10 protein-coding genes are annotated in these 14,360 nt (G+C 45.9%); 3 read left to right on the forward strand and 7 right to left on the reverse strand.

The features are described 5' to 3' along the window. Nucleotides 1-2: 2 nt before the first annotated feature. Both SEDOR53_RS0101860 and SEDOR53_RS0101865 read left to right on the forward strand, forming a co-directional pair. Nucleotides 3-1,748, forward strand: coding sequence for a family 43 glycosylhydrolase (locus SEDOR53_RS0101860; protein ID WP_037360370.1), 1,746 nt, complete (start codon nucleotides 3-5; stop codon nucleotides 1,746-1,748). Nucleotides 1,749-1,775: 27 nt separating this feature from the next. Beyond that, complete coding sequence (locus SEDOR53_RS0101865; protein ID WP_070415548.1) at nucleotides 1,776-2,435, forward strand: Crp/Fnr family transcriptional regulator; 660 nt, start codon at nucleotides 1,776-1,778, stop codon at nucleotides 2,433-2,435. Nucleotides 2,436-2,468: 33 nt separating this feature from the next. On the opposite strand, the gene SEDOR53_RS0101870 is transcribed toward SEDOR53_RS0101865, so the two are convergent. From SEDOR53_RS0101870 to SEDOR53_RS0101890, 5 genes are read right to left on the reverse strand one after another with little or no spacing between them, the layout of a single operon-like run. Continuing rightward, nucleotides 2,469-2,651 carry a DUF2892 domain-containing protein gene (locus SEDOR53_RS0101870; RefSeq protein WP_026768179.1) on the reverse strand — a complete coding sequence of 61 codons (183 nt, stop codon included), beginning with the start codon at nucleotides 2,649-2,651 and terminating at the stop codon, nucleotides 2,469-2,471. 17 nt (nucleotides 2,652-2,668) lie between these two features. Next, nucleotides 2,669-2,980 (reverse strand): hypothetical protein, encoded by a 312-nt coding sequence (locus tag SEDOR53_RS0101875; RefSeq protein WP_026768180.1) that lies wholly within the window; start codon nucleotides 2,978-2,980, stop codon nucleotides 2,669-2,671. 17 nt (nucleotides 2,981-2,997) lie between these two features. Continuing rightward, the gene (locus SEDOR53_RS0101880) at nucleotides 2,998-6,195 is read right to left on the reverse strand and encodes an efflux RND transporter permease subunit (protein WP_026768181.1); all 3,198 of its coding nucleotides are present in this window, start codon (nucleotides 6,193-6,195) and stop codon (nucleotides 2,998-3,000) included. A 12-nt stretch (nucleotides 6,196-6,207) separates the two neighbouring features. Continuing rightward, entirely contained in the window at nucleotides 6,208-7,263 is a 1,056-nt protein-coding gene (locus SEDOR53_RS0101885; protein ID WP_026768182.1) for an efflux RND transporter periplasmic adaptor subunit, read from the reverse strand. Nucleotides 7,264-7,316: 53 nt separating this feature from the next. Then, nucleotides 7,317-8,612 carry a TolC family protein gene (locus SEDOR53_RS0101890; protein ID WP_026768183.1) on the reverse strand — a complete coding sequence of 432 codons (1,296 nt, stop codon included), beginning with the start codon at nucleotides 8,610-8,612 and terminating at the stop codon, nucleotides 7,317-7,319. Between the two features lie 193 nt (nucleotides 8,613-8,805). Between SEDOR53_RS0101890 and bglX the strand changes: the two genes are divergently transcribed. Then, nucleotides 8,806-11,073, forward strand: coding sequence for a beta-glucosidase BglX (gene bglX / locus SEDOR53_RS0101895; protein WP_026768184.1), 2,268 nt, complete (start codon nucleotides 8,806-8,808; stop codon nucleotides 11,071-11,073). Between the two features lie 26 nt (nucleotides 11,074-11,099). Here bglX and SEDOR53_RS0101900 read toward each other — a convergent pair whose 3' ends face one another. Together SEDOR53_RS0101900 and SEDOR53_RS0101905 are read right to left on the reverse strand one after the other, a co-directional pair. After that, on the reverse strand, nucleotides 11,100-12,362 hold the full coding sequence (locus SEDOR53_RS0101900) for a DUF1501 domain-containing protein (protein ID WP_026768185.1): 1,263 nt from the start codon (nucleotides 12,360-12,362) through the stop codon (nucleotides 11,100-11,102). Nucleotides 12,363-12,388: 26 nt separating this feature from the next. Continuing rightward, nucleotides 12,389-14,275 (reverse strand): DUF1800 domain-containing protein, encoded by a 1,887-nt coding sequence (locus SEDOR53_RS0101905; protein WP_026768186.1) that lies wholly within the window; start codon nucleotides 14,273-14,275, stop codon nucleotides 12,389-12,391. Nucleotides 14,276-14,360: the final 85 nt, after the last annotated feature.

A 14,360-nucleotide genomic window follows, 5' to 3' on the forward strand; every position in this document is an offset into this window, starting at 1 on the left:
CTATGAAAACGGCAAAGATTTATTGTTCCATTGCACTGGCATTGTTGCTGGGTACAAAAAGTTTCTCGCAACAACGCACTTATTGCAACCCCATTAACATCGATTACGGTTATACGCCTATTCCCAATTTTGCTACCGAAGGGAAACATCGTGCTACAGCCGATCCGGTGATCGTAACTTACAAAGGCGACTATTACCTCTTCTCCACCAACCAATGGGGCTATTGGTGGAGCAGCGACATGAGTCATTGGAATTTTGTTTCAAGGTCTTTCTTACGACCCGAACACAAAGTGTATGATGACCTGTGTGCGCCGGCTGTATGGGTACAAGGCGATACTTTGCTGGTTTTCGGCTCTACCTATACATCCAAATTTCCCATCTGGATGAGTACCAACCCCAAAGCCAATGAATGGAAAGAAGCCATTCATGACTTCACGCCGGGAGGCTGGGATCCTGATTTTTTCAGGGACGACGATGGCAGGTTATACATGTACAATGGCAGCAGCAATCGCTATCCCATCTATGGTGTAGAAGTGGATCCCAAAACATTTCAATTGATTGGTGCCAGGAAAGAAATGTATTTATTGGAACCTTATAAATATGGATGGCAGCGCTTTGGAGAAAACCTCGACGATATTTTTCTCGATCCGTTTATTGAAGGCGCATGGATGACCAAACACAATGGCAAGTACTACCTGCAATATGGCGCTCCGGGAACAGAATTCAGTGGTTATGCAGATGGCGTGATTGTAGGCAATGCCCCGCTTGGGCCATTCAAGCCGCAGCCAATGCCTTTCAGTTATAAGCCTGGTGGCTTTGCGCGTGGAGCGGGGCATGGCGCTACTTATCAGGACAAATGGAATAACTATTGGCATATATCCACCATTGGCATATCGGTAAAAAACAATTTCGAGCGGCGGGTAGGCATCTGGCCCACTGGTTTCGATAAAGATGGGGTGATGTATTGTAATACCGCATTGGGTGATTATCCGACTTACCTGCCTGATGGCCCTGCTGATCATCTGAAAGGAAAATTCACCGGATGGATGTTGCTGAATTATAACAAGCCAGTAACCGTATCTTCTACTCTCGGCAGTTACAGCGCCAACAACGCTGTTGATGAAGACATCAAAACTTATTGGAGTGCCGCTACCGGCAACGCAGGCGAATGGATCGTGACCGATCTAGGAAATATCAGTACGGTTAATGCTGTACAGATCAATTACGCAGATCAGGATGCAGAGTTCCTGGGTAAATCGCACGATGTGTATCATCAGTATCAATTATGGTATTCTACAGACAACAAGCGTTGGCAGTTATTGGCAGACAAGAGCAAGAATAAAACCGATGTGCCGCACGATTATGTAGAGCTGGACAACCCCGTTAAAGCCAGATACATCAAGCTGGTTAACCTGCACATGCCTACCGGCAAGTTTGCCCTCAGCGGTCTGCGGGTATTTGGCAATGGCGGCGGCGCCAAACCCGATACGGTGCAGCACTTTATTGTATTACGTACAGAAAAAGACAAGCGCAGCGCCTGGATCAAATGGCGTTTATCCGGCGATGCCTATGCATACAATATCTATACTGGTACGGAGCCGGACAAATTATACAATTGCATCATGGTGCACAATACCAACCAGTATTTTTTCAAAGCAATGGACAAAGACTTGCCCTTTTATTTCCAGATTGAAGCCATCAATGAAAATGGCGTATCTGAACGCACTAAAGTGATCAGGTCTGAATAACGCCTGAATTTTTATTATCATTGCGATATGAATAATGATAGCTTAACCATAAAGGAATTGTTGGATAAACGCTTCCCTATGCTGAGCGAAGATGTAAAAACCATCATCAGTGAGGAGGCTTCACTGGCCAAAGTGGATAAAGGACAGTTGATGACCCGTATGGGCAACAACCTTAGAAATATTGTGCTGATTGCAGACGGTTCCGTGAAGGTGTACCGTGAGGGGGAAGATGGTGAAATATTCCTGTACTACCTCGAAGCTGGCGACGCCTGTGCTATGTCGCTCATTTGTGCCACTAAACATGAGACAAGCGAAGTGATGATCGTCGCTTCTGAAGACAGCCAGGTGATCTTATTGCCCGCTGCGATCATGGAAAAGCTCATGAAGAACCATAAAAACTGGTACCAGTTTGTGGTGGAAACTTATCGCACCCGTTTTGAAGAGTTGCTGAATACGTTTGACAGCGTGGTATTCAAAAAGCTCGATGAGCGTCTCATAGCATACCTGCAGGGCCAGGCAGAAAAAACAGGCAGCCCTGTTTTGCAGATCACGCACCAACAAATAGCGGACGACCTGCATTCTACCCGTGAAGTAATCTCACGATTACTGAAAAGCATGGAGCAAAAGAATATCCTGGCCATCAACCGCAATAGCTTAGTGCTGAAAACAGATATTGGCCTGAAATGATCTCCTGGTAATAACGGCTTATGAAATCGACGACTACATTCTTTTCTTCTCCAGTATCTTCTCCAGTAAGCACCATTTAGTAAATGCAGATTGTAAAAGATTGACGCCAGCAAAAACAGATACCCATATCCAGTTCCTGTTAACGAAATAAGATAATGTAATCCCAATGAGTACCAAAGAGCCTGCTACGGCGCGGATGATCTGTTCGTTTTTCATTTTGACATACTTTATGGTTAAATAAATTCTTCCACAGGCAGGATCGCTGCCCTGACGGGAAAATCGGGTTGTTTTTGCTCATTGTATTGTTTCAGTTGCGCAAGTGTTTTTTGGGCTGCTCCATCTTCTGTAAGGCAAAACATCATTATAGATTCATTGATGCCTTCTTTGGTGGGGCTTCCAAACCAATTATCGAACGAGCCGGCAGCCTCATTACTGTTTACACCATGAATATTGGCAACGCTGTATTTGTATAGACCGTTTTGATGAAAAATATTTGCAACAGCTTCATCACATTCCTGAACAGCCGCAACGATTAATAATTTCATGATTGGATATTTATTGGTTATTTATATTTTTTCTTCAGCATTTTAAAGTATAACAGGGGTACTACGATCAGCGTCAGGAATGTGGAAGTCAATGTGCCTCCCATTAATGAAATGGCAAGTCCCTGAAATACCGGATCGGTCAGAATAATGACGGCTCCCAATACAACCGCGCCAGCCGTGAGTAAAATCGGTGTGGTACGAACGGCGCCTGCTTCAATAATCGCTTGTTGTAAGCTTTCCCCTTCTTTCAGCCTGATGTCGATAAAATCAATGAGTAAAATTGAGTTGCGCACCATTACTCCTGCCAGCGCTATAAAGCCTATCATGGAAGTTGCCGTAAAATAAGCATGCAATGCCCAATGGCCGAGTATGATACCGATCAACGATAATGGAATGGCAGAAAGCATGACCAATGGCACTTTAAAATCCTGGAACCAACCTACAATCAATATATAAATAATGATCAGCACGGCGCCGAAAGCGGCACCCAGGTCGCGGAATACCTCATAGGTAATCTGCCATTCTCCGTCCCATTTAACGGTATAATTGTCTTCTGTCTGGGGCGCTTGCGTATATTCTTCTTTCAGGCTGTAGCCTTTGGGCAATTTGATCTCTTTCAGTTTTTTCGACATAGCTGTAATAGCATAGACCGGGCTTTCCAATTTTCCCGCCATGTCTGCGGTAATGTAAACAACACGCTTCTGGTCTTTACGGTTGATACTTTGTGCCGCTACCATCCTTTCCCAATGCCCCAACTCTCCCAATGACAGCATATTACCCATCTGTCCCTTTACCGGCAGGTTATTGAGTGCCTGTAAATTATTCTTATCCTGGTCAGCTACCTGCAAGCGGATATGTTCAGGCTCGTATGCATTGGGTTGATGTAACAATCCTGCCGAAGTACCAGAGATCAAAGCATAAGCACTCATTGTTATTTGCGCCTGTGATATGCCGTTACGCATGGCCTTTTCTTTATCTACCACAAAACGGTACTCCGGCTGGTCAGCTTCCCTGCTCCAATCCAGGTCTACCACATCGGGTGTTTGCGCCAACAACGATTTAACCTGTTCGGCCACTTTAACCTGTTCTTTTTCATCAGGGCCATAGATTTCAGCAACCAGAGTAGACCGTACAGGAGGTCCGGGAGAAACTTCTACCAATGCAATATTGGCACCGTATTTTTTTGCAATCGCATCAATAGGGTCTCGCATCTCTTTGGTAATCTCATGGCTTTGAACCGAACGGTCTTTTTTATCAACCAGGTTCACCTGGATATCTGCTACATGATCGCCGCGGCGAAGATCGTAATGCCTTACCAGTCCGCTGAAAGTAATGGGCGACGCTGTTCCCGTATAGGTTTGAAAATTGCGTACCATGGGTTGTTGCGACAAGTAGTTGGCTATTTCGGCAGTGACAGCCTGTGTGCGCTCCAGGCTTGTACCTTCGGGCATATCTATCACTACCTGGAATTCATTTTTATTATCGAAGGGCAGCATCTTCACACCCACGGATTTTGTATAAAACATGAGAGAAGTAGCCAGCAATACCACACTGGTGCCTATCATAAAGCCCCAGCGGTATAAACGTTTTTCGAGCATCGGCAGCATAAGCTTTTGATAGATCCTGTAAATTTTCGTTTGCCCTGCTTCCACCTCTGCCACATGGCGCTTCGCTGTTTTTTCTTTTTCACGAAGGAAAATAAGACCGAGATAAGGGGTTAGCGTTAAAGCAACCAATAACGACAGGAACATGGCAACGGCAGCGCCTACCGGCATCGGGCTCATGTAAGGACCCATCATACCACTCACGAAGGCCATGGGAAATACTGCTGCCATCACAGTGAATGTTGCAAGTATGGTGGGGTTACCTACTTCGTTGATAGAGTAGATGGCGGCTTGCAGGAATGGCAGCCGCTTCATCTTGAAATGGCGGTGCATATTTTCTGCTATGATGATGGAATCGTCCACCACGATGCCGACTATAAAGACCAGGGCAAAAAGTGTGATCCTGTTCAATGTGTAATTCAGAAAATAATACGCCACCAGTGTAAGTGCAAACGTAACAGGTACGGACAAAAACACCACCATACCACCACGCCAGCCCATGGCAAGCATTACAAAAACCGTTACGGCAACAATCGCAATGGCCAAATGCATCAGCAATTCTGATACTTTTTCGGAAGCCGATTCGCCATTGTTGCGTGTAATGGTTGTATGCACCTCGGAGGGGATAAGGGTTTTATTTAGTCCACCTAAACGTGTTTCCATCTTCTCAGCCAGTTGCATGGCATCAGATCCTGATTTTTTGCAAACAGACAATGTAACAGCCGGGTAAGTGGATGGGAAAAGTTGCTGGTCTTTCACAGCTGCCTTTCCATAACCGAAGCTTACATAGTTACTGGGCATTTCATACCCTTCCAGCACTTTGGCAAACTGTTTCAAGAATACAGGTTGTTGTCCGGTCGTACCCACAATCAGGTTTTCCACATCTTCCTTTGAGGCAAGGAAATTTCCCGTCTGTACGGCAAAGGCTGTGTCTTGTATCCGCAATGTACCCGAATGCATTTGCGCATTCTGCGCCGAGATCATTTGCTGCACAGTTTGGATATCTACATGCAGGGCCGTCATTTTTTCTTTATCTAAAATGACCTGTAGTTCTTTACTCCTGCCACCGGTTACGTTCACAGTAGATACATCGGGTATTTTTTTCAGCGCTGCACCTACCTGGTTAGCTATCTGCCTCAGTTGTGCGCTGTTGTATTTTTCACTCCAGAACGTCAGCGAAAAAATAGGGACATCATCAATACCGCGGCTTTTCAGCATGGGCGTGGTAACACCTGGCGGCATTTTATCCATGTTCTTCATGAGTTCGCTGTACAGTTTTACCTGCGAGCGCTCTATATCTTCGCCTACAATAAACTGAACAATGATCGCAGCCTGTCCGTTCATAGAAGTGGAATACACATGCTCCACACCTTTGATATTGGAAATGATTTTCTCCATCGGCGCCGTCACCCTGTTTTCCACCTCCTTAGGCGTAGCCCCGGGATAACCGACGAATATATCCAGCATCGGCACTTTAATTTGAGGCTCTTCCTCACGCGGTATCATCATCACTGCGTAAGCACCCAGTAACAATCCGGCAACCATCAGCAATATTGTGAGCTTTGATCGGATAAAGGCGTTAGCTATTCTTCCGGCAATTCCATTTTCCATATAAAAAAGTTGTTAGAATTTAATATTTGCTCCGTTCCAAAGCCGGCTATCGGCATAACTGATGTACCGTTCTCCTGCAGCAAGACCCGAGAGAACTTCGACCTGCCCATTGCTGGTATTGCCTGTGCGCAGCCATCTCAACAAAGCCTTATTATCGCCCGACACGGTATAAACACCCACCAGGTCGCCCTGTGTTACAAGGCTTGATGCGGGAACACTTATCATATTTGTTGTTGTCGCTACCGGAATACGTATATGGACATACATTCCTGAAAGAAGTCCTTCACTGTTGTCGGGATTGATCTTTATCAGGTACTGGCCTCCGGTTGTAACAGAAGAGCGGCTGATCTCCGTAACAGTACCGCCGGTATTTTTCCCATCTGCATCGGCGGTAATGTTTACATGCATGCCCTGGTGAATATATTTGATCTTGTCTTCCGTAACCATGGCGGTAGCCTGTAAAGCTCCTGAACTTTCCAGCATCAATACGGGTGCTCCCGGTCCTGCAAGACTGCCTGCCTCCATCATTTTTTGCGTAACAGTGCCGCTGAAAGGAGCAGTAACATCGGCATAGGCCATATTGGCATTCACTTCATTGCGCATTTGACGGGCAGCCTGCGACTGTGCTTCTGCCGCCTTGTATTGCAACGTGATATTTTCAAGCTCCTTGTCAGTAGCGCTGTTTTGCGAATGCAATATTTTGAAACGTTCATAATCCTTCTTGGCATTGGCAAGGGCTGCTTCCGCCGCCGCGATATTGGCGGTAACCTGCCCGTCTTTGGCGCGGATATCGGTAGACTTGATGGAGAAAAGCAATTGACCGGCGCGGACATTATCGCCAATATTGACATTCATTCTGGTGATATAGCCCATTATCCTTGTACTGATGGCGGCGGAATGTGCCGACATCAACTGGCCGCTTATTGCTGCGAATGCGCCGTTTCCTTCGGTGCCTGCCAGCGCCAACCTTACATGAACAGGTGCGGCGGCATTGTTTCCCGGCGCTGTATTTTCCGGATTAGTTTTGCAGGCAGTGAGCAGCATTGCAAAGGGAAAAAAGTACAGCATATTTTTTAGTTGCATATGGTATGAATTACGAATGATGAATTTGTATTTGTTGTTTAACGGGCTGTTAAGAAACGGATATAGGCCAATGTGCTGTTATGCATTGTTACGGCCTGTTTGTAATAAAGTTTTTGCATGGCTTGCTGGGTTTGCGCCTGTAATAGGTCGGTGGTGCTGACCAGGCCTTGCTTATAGCGATTTTCCAATATCTGCAAAGCTTCCTGTGCCTGCTGAACAGACAAATGATACTGCGCCAGGCGGTAATTTGCTTCTGTTAACTGACTGTTGGCTTTGGCCAATGCTTTTGCATCCTGCTCTTTGCTATCCTGCAATTGCAGCGCTATTTGCTTTTGCTCCAGCCGCTGTGTAGCCAGCTTGTTATGTACTTCATTTCCTTTAAACACATGCCAGGTCATCTGCACACCAACCAGGTAAGCACCGTTGCCGAAACCCAAAGCCCTACTGTCGTTCAACTGGTAAGACGCAAATCCGTTGACTTTTGGCACCAGGCTGCGCCTGGTGCTTTTTATCATATCGTCATAAGAAGAGATCGCCATTTCCATGGCTTTAAAATCTGAACGGTCGGCAGGAAGATGATTGTAGTTCGATAAATTGCCATCGGGTATAAGACTATCTACCTGGTAAATAGCTCCTACCGGTTTCCTCATCAGTACGCTCAGGTTATCGGAATGCTCTTGTATGGCAGACTGAGCAGCAGCGATCTGTGTTTCGATGGATTTCACATTTACATCCACATTCAGCAAATCTGATCTTTGGATATATCCCTGATCGTAGCGGTCCTTCGTCCATTTGTAAATGGCTTGCAGCGTTGCCAGTGCCTCTTTGGAAACTTTCAGCATTTCATACGAAAGCTGTAATTGATTATATTCTGTTTCTGCAGAAAATTTCAGGTAATCCTGCACACGTTGCTTTTGATAACCTGCAATAGCTACCTGTTTACGTGCGGCCTCACGCATGGATAACATATCTGCATTAAAAATGGGTTGCACAACAGTGGCCTCTGTGGTAAAATTACCTGTAGCATTGGGATGGTTAAGAAGATCAGGCGCAAAGTCGTTCTGCGCAATGCCCCGCTGTAGCAACTTAAAACCAAATGCATGTAAAGGATTATTGGTCATCAGGCCGCTGTAGTCCAACGTCACCTGTGGCAGAAAGACGGCATCGGTCTGTTTGAACTTTGCTTCGGCTGTTTTTATAACATTATCTGCCATTGCTACCGTACAGCTGCTGTCCGTAGCAAGTCGTATGGCCTCTGCTTTGGTAAGAGCCGGTTGTGCCGGTATCCGTACCAGGGAAATGCTTAAAAGGAAAAACAAGAATAGTTTTTTCATCTTTAGATCGTTTTCAGATGCAAAACTATTTTAGCGCAGTATGAATGTTTGTGACAGTAGTTACACAGCAAAAAATCATTGGCCATGCACTGTTCCCTGGCTGAACTCATCATTAAAAATGGCAGGCCTGAACACGCCAAAGTGATCAGATTAGAATACCTTTAACCACCATTTAATCATTCATTTTCTTGTCATGAAAACAAAATATTTAATACTTCTCCTGGCCCTGCTGTGCTGCAGTTACAGCAGCATGGCACAGCAGCCAAAAATGGATAAATTCATTACTGCATTGATGAGCAGAATGACCCTTGACGAAAAGATTGGCCAATTGAATCTCCCATCGGTGGGTTTCGATGTAACGGGGCCAATATTGAGCCAGGGAGTGGAAGAAAAACTGGAGAAAGGCCTGGTAGGTGGTGTTTTCAACACTTATACCCCTTCGGCTGTGCGCAAGTTGCAGAACCTGGCCGTTAACAAAACAAGATTAAAAATCCCATTGTTGTTCGGTTATGATGTGATCCATGGGCATAAAACCATCTTCCCTATTCCGCTCGGATTGGCCGCCAGTTGGGATCTTCCGTTGATAGAAAAAACCGCTCGCGCGGCGGCCGATGAAGCCAGTGCCGATGGTTTGAACTGGGTATTCTCCCCCATGGTAGACATAGCACGCGATCCACGCTGGGGCCGGGTTGCAGAAGGCAGTGGTGAAGACACCTGGCTCGGAGCGCAGATTGCCAAAGCCATGGTGATGGGATACCAGGGGCATGATCTTACAAAGCAAGATGCCGTAATGGCCTGCGTAAAACATTTCGCACTCTATGGTGCTGCAGAGGCTGGAAGAGATTATAATACGGTGGACATGAGTGAACGCAAAATGTTTGAAATGTATCTACCTCCTTACAAAGCCGCTATCGATGCCGGCGCCGGATCGGTGATGAGTTCTTTTAACGATATCAACGGAATTCCTGCCACTGCCAATCAATGGTTACTCACGGATGTATTGCGCAAACAGTGGGGCTTCAAGGGTTTGGTGGCCACCGATTATACAGCTATCCTGGAATTGATGAACCATGGATTGGGTGATGAAGCACAGGTGGGTAAGCTGGCGCTGATGGCAGGCTCCGATATGGATATGGTAAGTGAAATATTTCTCAACCGGTTGAAAAAACTGGTGACAGACAAAAAACTGGATGTGCATTATGTAGACCAGGCTTGCAGGCGCGTGTTGGAAGCGAAATACAAACTCGGTTTGTTCGATGATCCTTATCGGGGAGTAAGTGAAGAACGTGCAGCAAAAGAGATCATGTCTGCAGAAAAAGTGGAGCTGGCCAGAACAGCCGCTGCAAAAAGTATTGTGTTGTTGAAGAATCTGAACAATATCCTTCCTTTGAACAACCAACAGCGTATTGCATTTATTGGTCCGCTTGTAAAAGATCAGCGTAACCTCATCGGTTGCTGGAGTGGCGCCGGTGACTGGAAAAAAGCCACCAGCTTTTGGGAAGCGCTTACAGCACAATACCCGCAAAACAATTTCAGTTATGCCAAAGGCGCAAACCTCATCGATGACCCTTTACTGGTGAAAAAATTAAACCCGCATGGGGCTGCAATTACAGCAGATAGCCGCAGTCCTAAGGAACTGATCGAAGAAGCCGTTGAGCATACCAATAAGGCAGACGTAGCAGTTGTATTCCTGGGTGAATCTGCGCTGATGAGCGGTGAAGCTGCCAGCAGAAGCGATATCAGCTTACCCGAAAACCAGCAGGCATTGTTACAAGCGTTAAAAGCAACCGGCAAACCCATCGTATTGGTGCTCATGAACGGCCGTCCGCTGACATTACAGTGGGAAGATGCCCACCTGAACGCTATAGTAGAGACCTGGTTTGCAGGCATGAAAGCCGGCAATGCGATTGCAGATGTTCTTTTTGGCAAATACAACCCTTCTGGGAAATTGACCATGACTTTCCCAAGAAGTGTTGGGCAGATACCCATTTATTACAACGCTAAAAGCACCGGCAGACCCTTCAGCGAGGGACAAAAATATACCACACAATACCTCGACGTACCCAACACGCCATTGTATCCTTTCGGGTATGGATTGAGTTATACCCATTTTAATTACAGTGCCATCAGTTTGAATAAAGCAAGCATCAGACCTTTAGAAAAGCTTACTGCTACTGTAACCATCAGCAACACTGGCAAATACGATGGAGAAGAAACCGCGCAGTTATACCTCCACGATGTAGTAGCTTCGGTAACAAGGCCCGTAAAAGAATTGAAAGGTTTTCAAAAAGTATTCCTGAATGCGGGTGAATCAAAAACCATTTCATTCACCATCGATGCAGAAGATTTGAAATTTTACAATGCCAACATGAAATACACTTCAGAGCCAGGAAAATTCAAACTCTTTATCGGCACCAATTCACAAGATGTGAAAGAAGCTGAATTTGAATTGCTGCCTTAACTCATTGTCGAATTGTCAAATTATGCTTACGCTTTCATTAATGCCAGTTCTTTCCCTCCCCATTCCGGGAATAAAGTTTTATCATCGTTGATCTTAAGATGACCGTTGGCCACCGCGCTGAACACCGACCTGAAATCGGTACTCACCGGCAGGTCGCGGCCATCTTCGAGGTCGGCCTTGGCCAATGATTTGATATTGTTGTACACTTTTCCACCTGCTACATCATTACCCAATACAAACAAGCAACTTGCCCTGCCATGGTCTGTGCCTCCGGTGCCGTTCTGGTATGCTGTTCTTCCGAACTCGGTCATGGTCATCAGTGTTACTTCATCCTGATAAGCAGCCAGGTCTTGCCAAAAAGCAGCAATACTGTTACTGAAATCTTTCAGGTTATTCGCCAATGCTCCATTGGCCGTACCCTGGTTATAATGCGTATCCCATCCGCCACTTTCGGCAAAAGCCACTTCCATGCCCACATCCATCTTGATCAATATGGCAATCTGTTTCAATGCATTTCCTAATGGCGATGCAGGATACATCACACCTTGTGCGGGTTGGTAATTCCTGATATTGTTCACGTTCAGCATCTTCATGGCATCGAAACTTTCTTTGCCTGCCTTGTTCAATATATCGTTGGAAGTCTGGTCGTACAATTGCTCAAAAGATTGAGCTGCTGTATGTGTAGCTGCCGGGTTGCCTCTCATCTGTATGGCAAAATCCTGTAGGTTGCTGATGGCCAGCGCTTCATTATCTCCATAAAAACTCCTGGGCAAAGCGCTCGTAAGACTCACGGCGCGGAAAGGAGTTGTTGCATCATGTCCCGTTAAACCCACCGCCCTATTCAGCCAGCCACTCGCTGTTCCTTTGTTGAAAGGTGTTCCGCTTTCCATATAATCCTGCGCATCGAAATGGCTGCGGGTATTATTCGGACTGCCCACCCCATGCACAATAGCCATACGCCCTTCAGCAAAAAAAGGATGCAAGCTGTTCAATGAAGGATGGAGTGCAAAGCGCCCGTCGATATCTGTCATGCCGCCTTCTGTTTTAGCAGGGCTCATAAAGAGAGAGGGACGCAAGAGTTTGAGGTTAGTATCTGCATACGGACTCACTGCCATCAGTCCGTCCATCGCTCCACGCTGGAAAATACAGACCAGTACTTTATTTTTTTTATAAGGCGTCCATATCTTCCTGTTATCAGCGGCGCGCACCACAAAGCCAGGCACACCGCCGAAACCTGCTGCGAAAAGCGCCAGAGCGCCCGATTTCATAAACCCTCTCCTGTTAATCATAGAATATGTTTTAGCATGTGATGGTGTTATTTCCGCTGGAATTCCGGCGACCCGATGAGGATACCTGTCACCTGCGATATCATGGCATTATTACCCGGAGCATAAGCCAGTGTGAAATTGTCGTTCTTGTTTGCAGCAATACTGATCTTTTTTCCTGCATCCATATCACGTACCATAGCCGACAGCCGTTTGATATTTTCTGCCTCATCTCTCTCTGGCAATAAAATATTACTGTAAGCAACAAGCGCTGCTTCTGTACTTTCAGGTTCGTGGTTATTATTCAACGCGGCCAGGTTCAGTTTAACACCAGGAATTTTTTCTGTGGCGAAAGCAAGACCGAAATTCATCCGGTTCAATAAAGAACCTGTATTGATCCAATATCCTGCTTTATCGGGAAAACCTGTGGGCGCCTGATAGAAATAGAAACGCTGTCCCATTTTCATACACCATGTATAAATTTGAAAAGGCTGTTGTATATCTGCTTTGGTAGCACGCACAGCACTGATAGCCAATTCAAAAGGTGATTTTACTTTTTCACGTAATGCTTTCTGGTCCCAGAACTCAGGACTGTTCACCATCGTAATCAACACTGCTTTGATATTGCCATTCGTTTGCAGAAAAGCATCTGCCATCCTGTTCACCAATGCAGTAGCAGGCGTATCACATACAAAACGGGTAGCCAGTTTGGTAGCAATGAATTTAGCGGTGGAAGGATGTGTAGCCAGCATGTGCAATACTTCCATACCTTCCTGGTAACCACCGTTGGCCGGGAACCTGCGGCCGAGTATTGTTTTTTCTCCCTGGTCGTGCCGGTTGGCGCGAAATAAGAAATCACCTTCATGCACAAAGCCCTGCTTCATCATACGTTCTTCTCCCGCTATGTCCATTATTTTTTTGGCAATACCATTATTGAATAATGGTGCGGGAGCCCATCCTGTAAGAGCTCGTGCTACTTCTGTCACATCTTTTTGTGTATATCCACCATCTACACCCAGGGTGTGTAATTCCATGATCTCCCTTGCATAGTTTTCATTCAACCCCTGCTTCTTTTGTGCATTCATCACTTGCTCCATCAGGCGCATACCGGCTTCACCGGTGGTATCATTATTACTTTTCTTACGCAACTGCAGCTTGTTCCTGAGTTGCTCTACATTATTCTCCTGCTTATGAACCAGCTCATTGTTATTACTTACACTCGATGCATTATCGAGGTATTCCAGCATAGCGGGATGTTTGGCCGTAGACACCAGCATGGTTTCAAAATTCCCCAATACATTCGGGCGGATTGCATCCCGCTCGTAGGTTTGTATATACTGTTCGCACTGGTTCTTAGTGAGTGATACATTGAAATGATTGAACCAGAAATCTGTCAGCACTTCTTTGAGCTGGTTCTGACCATATGCCGCACGGATGACTTTTTGGTTGATGAGCTCCCGTTGCAGATCCTGCATAGGCTTATACCCGGCCTGCTCCATAAGAGCATGTAGCTTGTCCTGGTATTCCTTTCTCCCTGCCGATTGCAAAGAGTCTTTATCAATCAGGTGCTGCATGATCAGCACTCGTATCAGTTGACCTTGGTTGAGATAAGTATTGGCAATAGTACTGTTGCCAAAGCTCAATGTATTGTACCCTTCCAGTCGTTTGTTCACTTCATCATCAGGCAGATCGGCATTCAATTGTTGTTTGAGCCATTTATCCAAACCCATGGATACCACTTCATCTACCTGCCCGGGCGTTGCCCCAAAACTGAAGCGGCTCAACAAGTGTGCTGCTGCCTGCCTGGAATTGAGTCCCATTTTTTTGTAAGGCATCTTGATCCTCGGTTCGGAAGAATGATTCAACTGAACAAAAGCAGACGATACAGTCATCACCGCTCCCACTGTAAATGTTTTCAGCATCCGGCTCAGATTCATACAAACAATTTGTCGTTGGATGCAAAGGGTGAGGGAAAGTTTAATAGGGTTATAAACAGGCAGGCAAAATTCGCCCTGTTAAATT

The sequence above is a fragment of the Asinibacterium sp. OR53 genome, assembly GCF_000515315.1.
Lineage (GTDB): Bacteria > Bacteroidota > Bacteroidia > Chitinophagales > Chitinophagaceae > Sediminibacterium.

Bases quoted from the DNA above. Each gene is read 5' to 3' on its own strand.
- SEDOR53_RS0101865 (WP_070415548.1), top strand. From the start codon at position 1,776: ATGAATAATGATAGCTTAACCATAAAGGAATTGTTGGATAAACGCTTC.
- SEDOR53_RS0101885 (WP_026768182.1), bottom strand. From the start codon at position 7,263: ATGCTGTACTTTTTTCCCTTTGCAATGCTGCTCACTGCCTGCAAAACT.
- SEDOR53_RS0101890 (WP_026768183.1), bottom strand. From the start codon at position 8,612: ATGAAAAAACTATTCTTGTTTTTCCTTTTAAGCATTTCCCTGGTACGG.
- SEDOR53_RS0101860 (WP_037360370.1), top strand. From the start codon at position 3: ATGAAAACGGCAAAGATTTATTGTTCCATTGCACTGGCATTGTTGCTG.
- SEDOR53_RS0101905 (WP_026768186.1), bottom strand. From the start codon at position 14,275: ATGAATCTGAGCCGGATGCTGAAAACATTTACAGTGGGAGCGGTGATG.
- SEDOR53_RS0101870 (WP_026768179.1), bottom strand. From the start codon at position 2,651: ATGAAAAACGAACAGATCATCCGCGCCGTAGCAGGCTCTTTGGTACTC.
- SEDOR53_RS0101900 (WP_026768185.1), bottom strand. From the start codon at position 12,362: ATGATTAACAGGAGAGGGTTTATGAAATCGGGCGCTCTGGCGCTTTTC.
- SEDOR53_RS0101875 (WP_026768180.1), bottom strand. From the start codon at position 2,980: ATGAAATTATTAATCGTTGCGGCTGTTCAGGAATGTGATGAAGCTGTT.
- bglX (WP_026768184.1), top strand. From the start codon at position 8,806: ATGAAAACAAAATATTTAATACTTCTCCTGGCCCTGCTGTGCTGCAGT.
- SEDOR53_RS0101880 (WP_026768181.1), bottom strand. From the start codon at position 6,195: ATGGAAAATGGAATTGCCGGAAGAATAGCTAACGCCTTTATCCGATCA.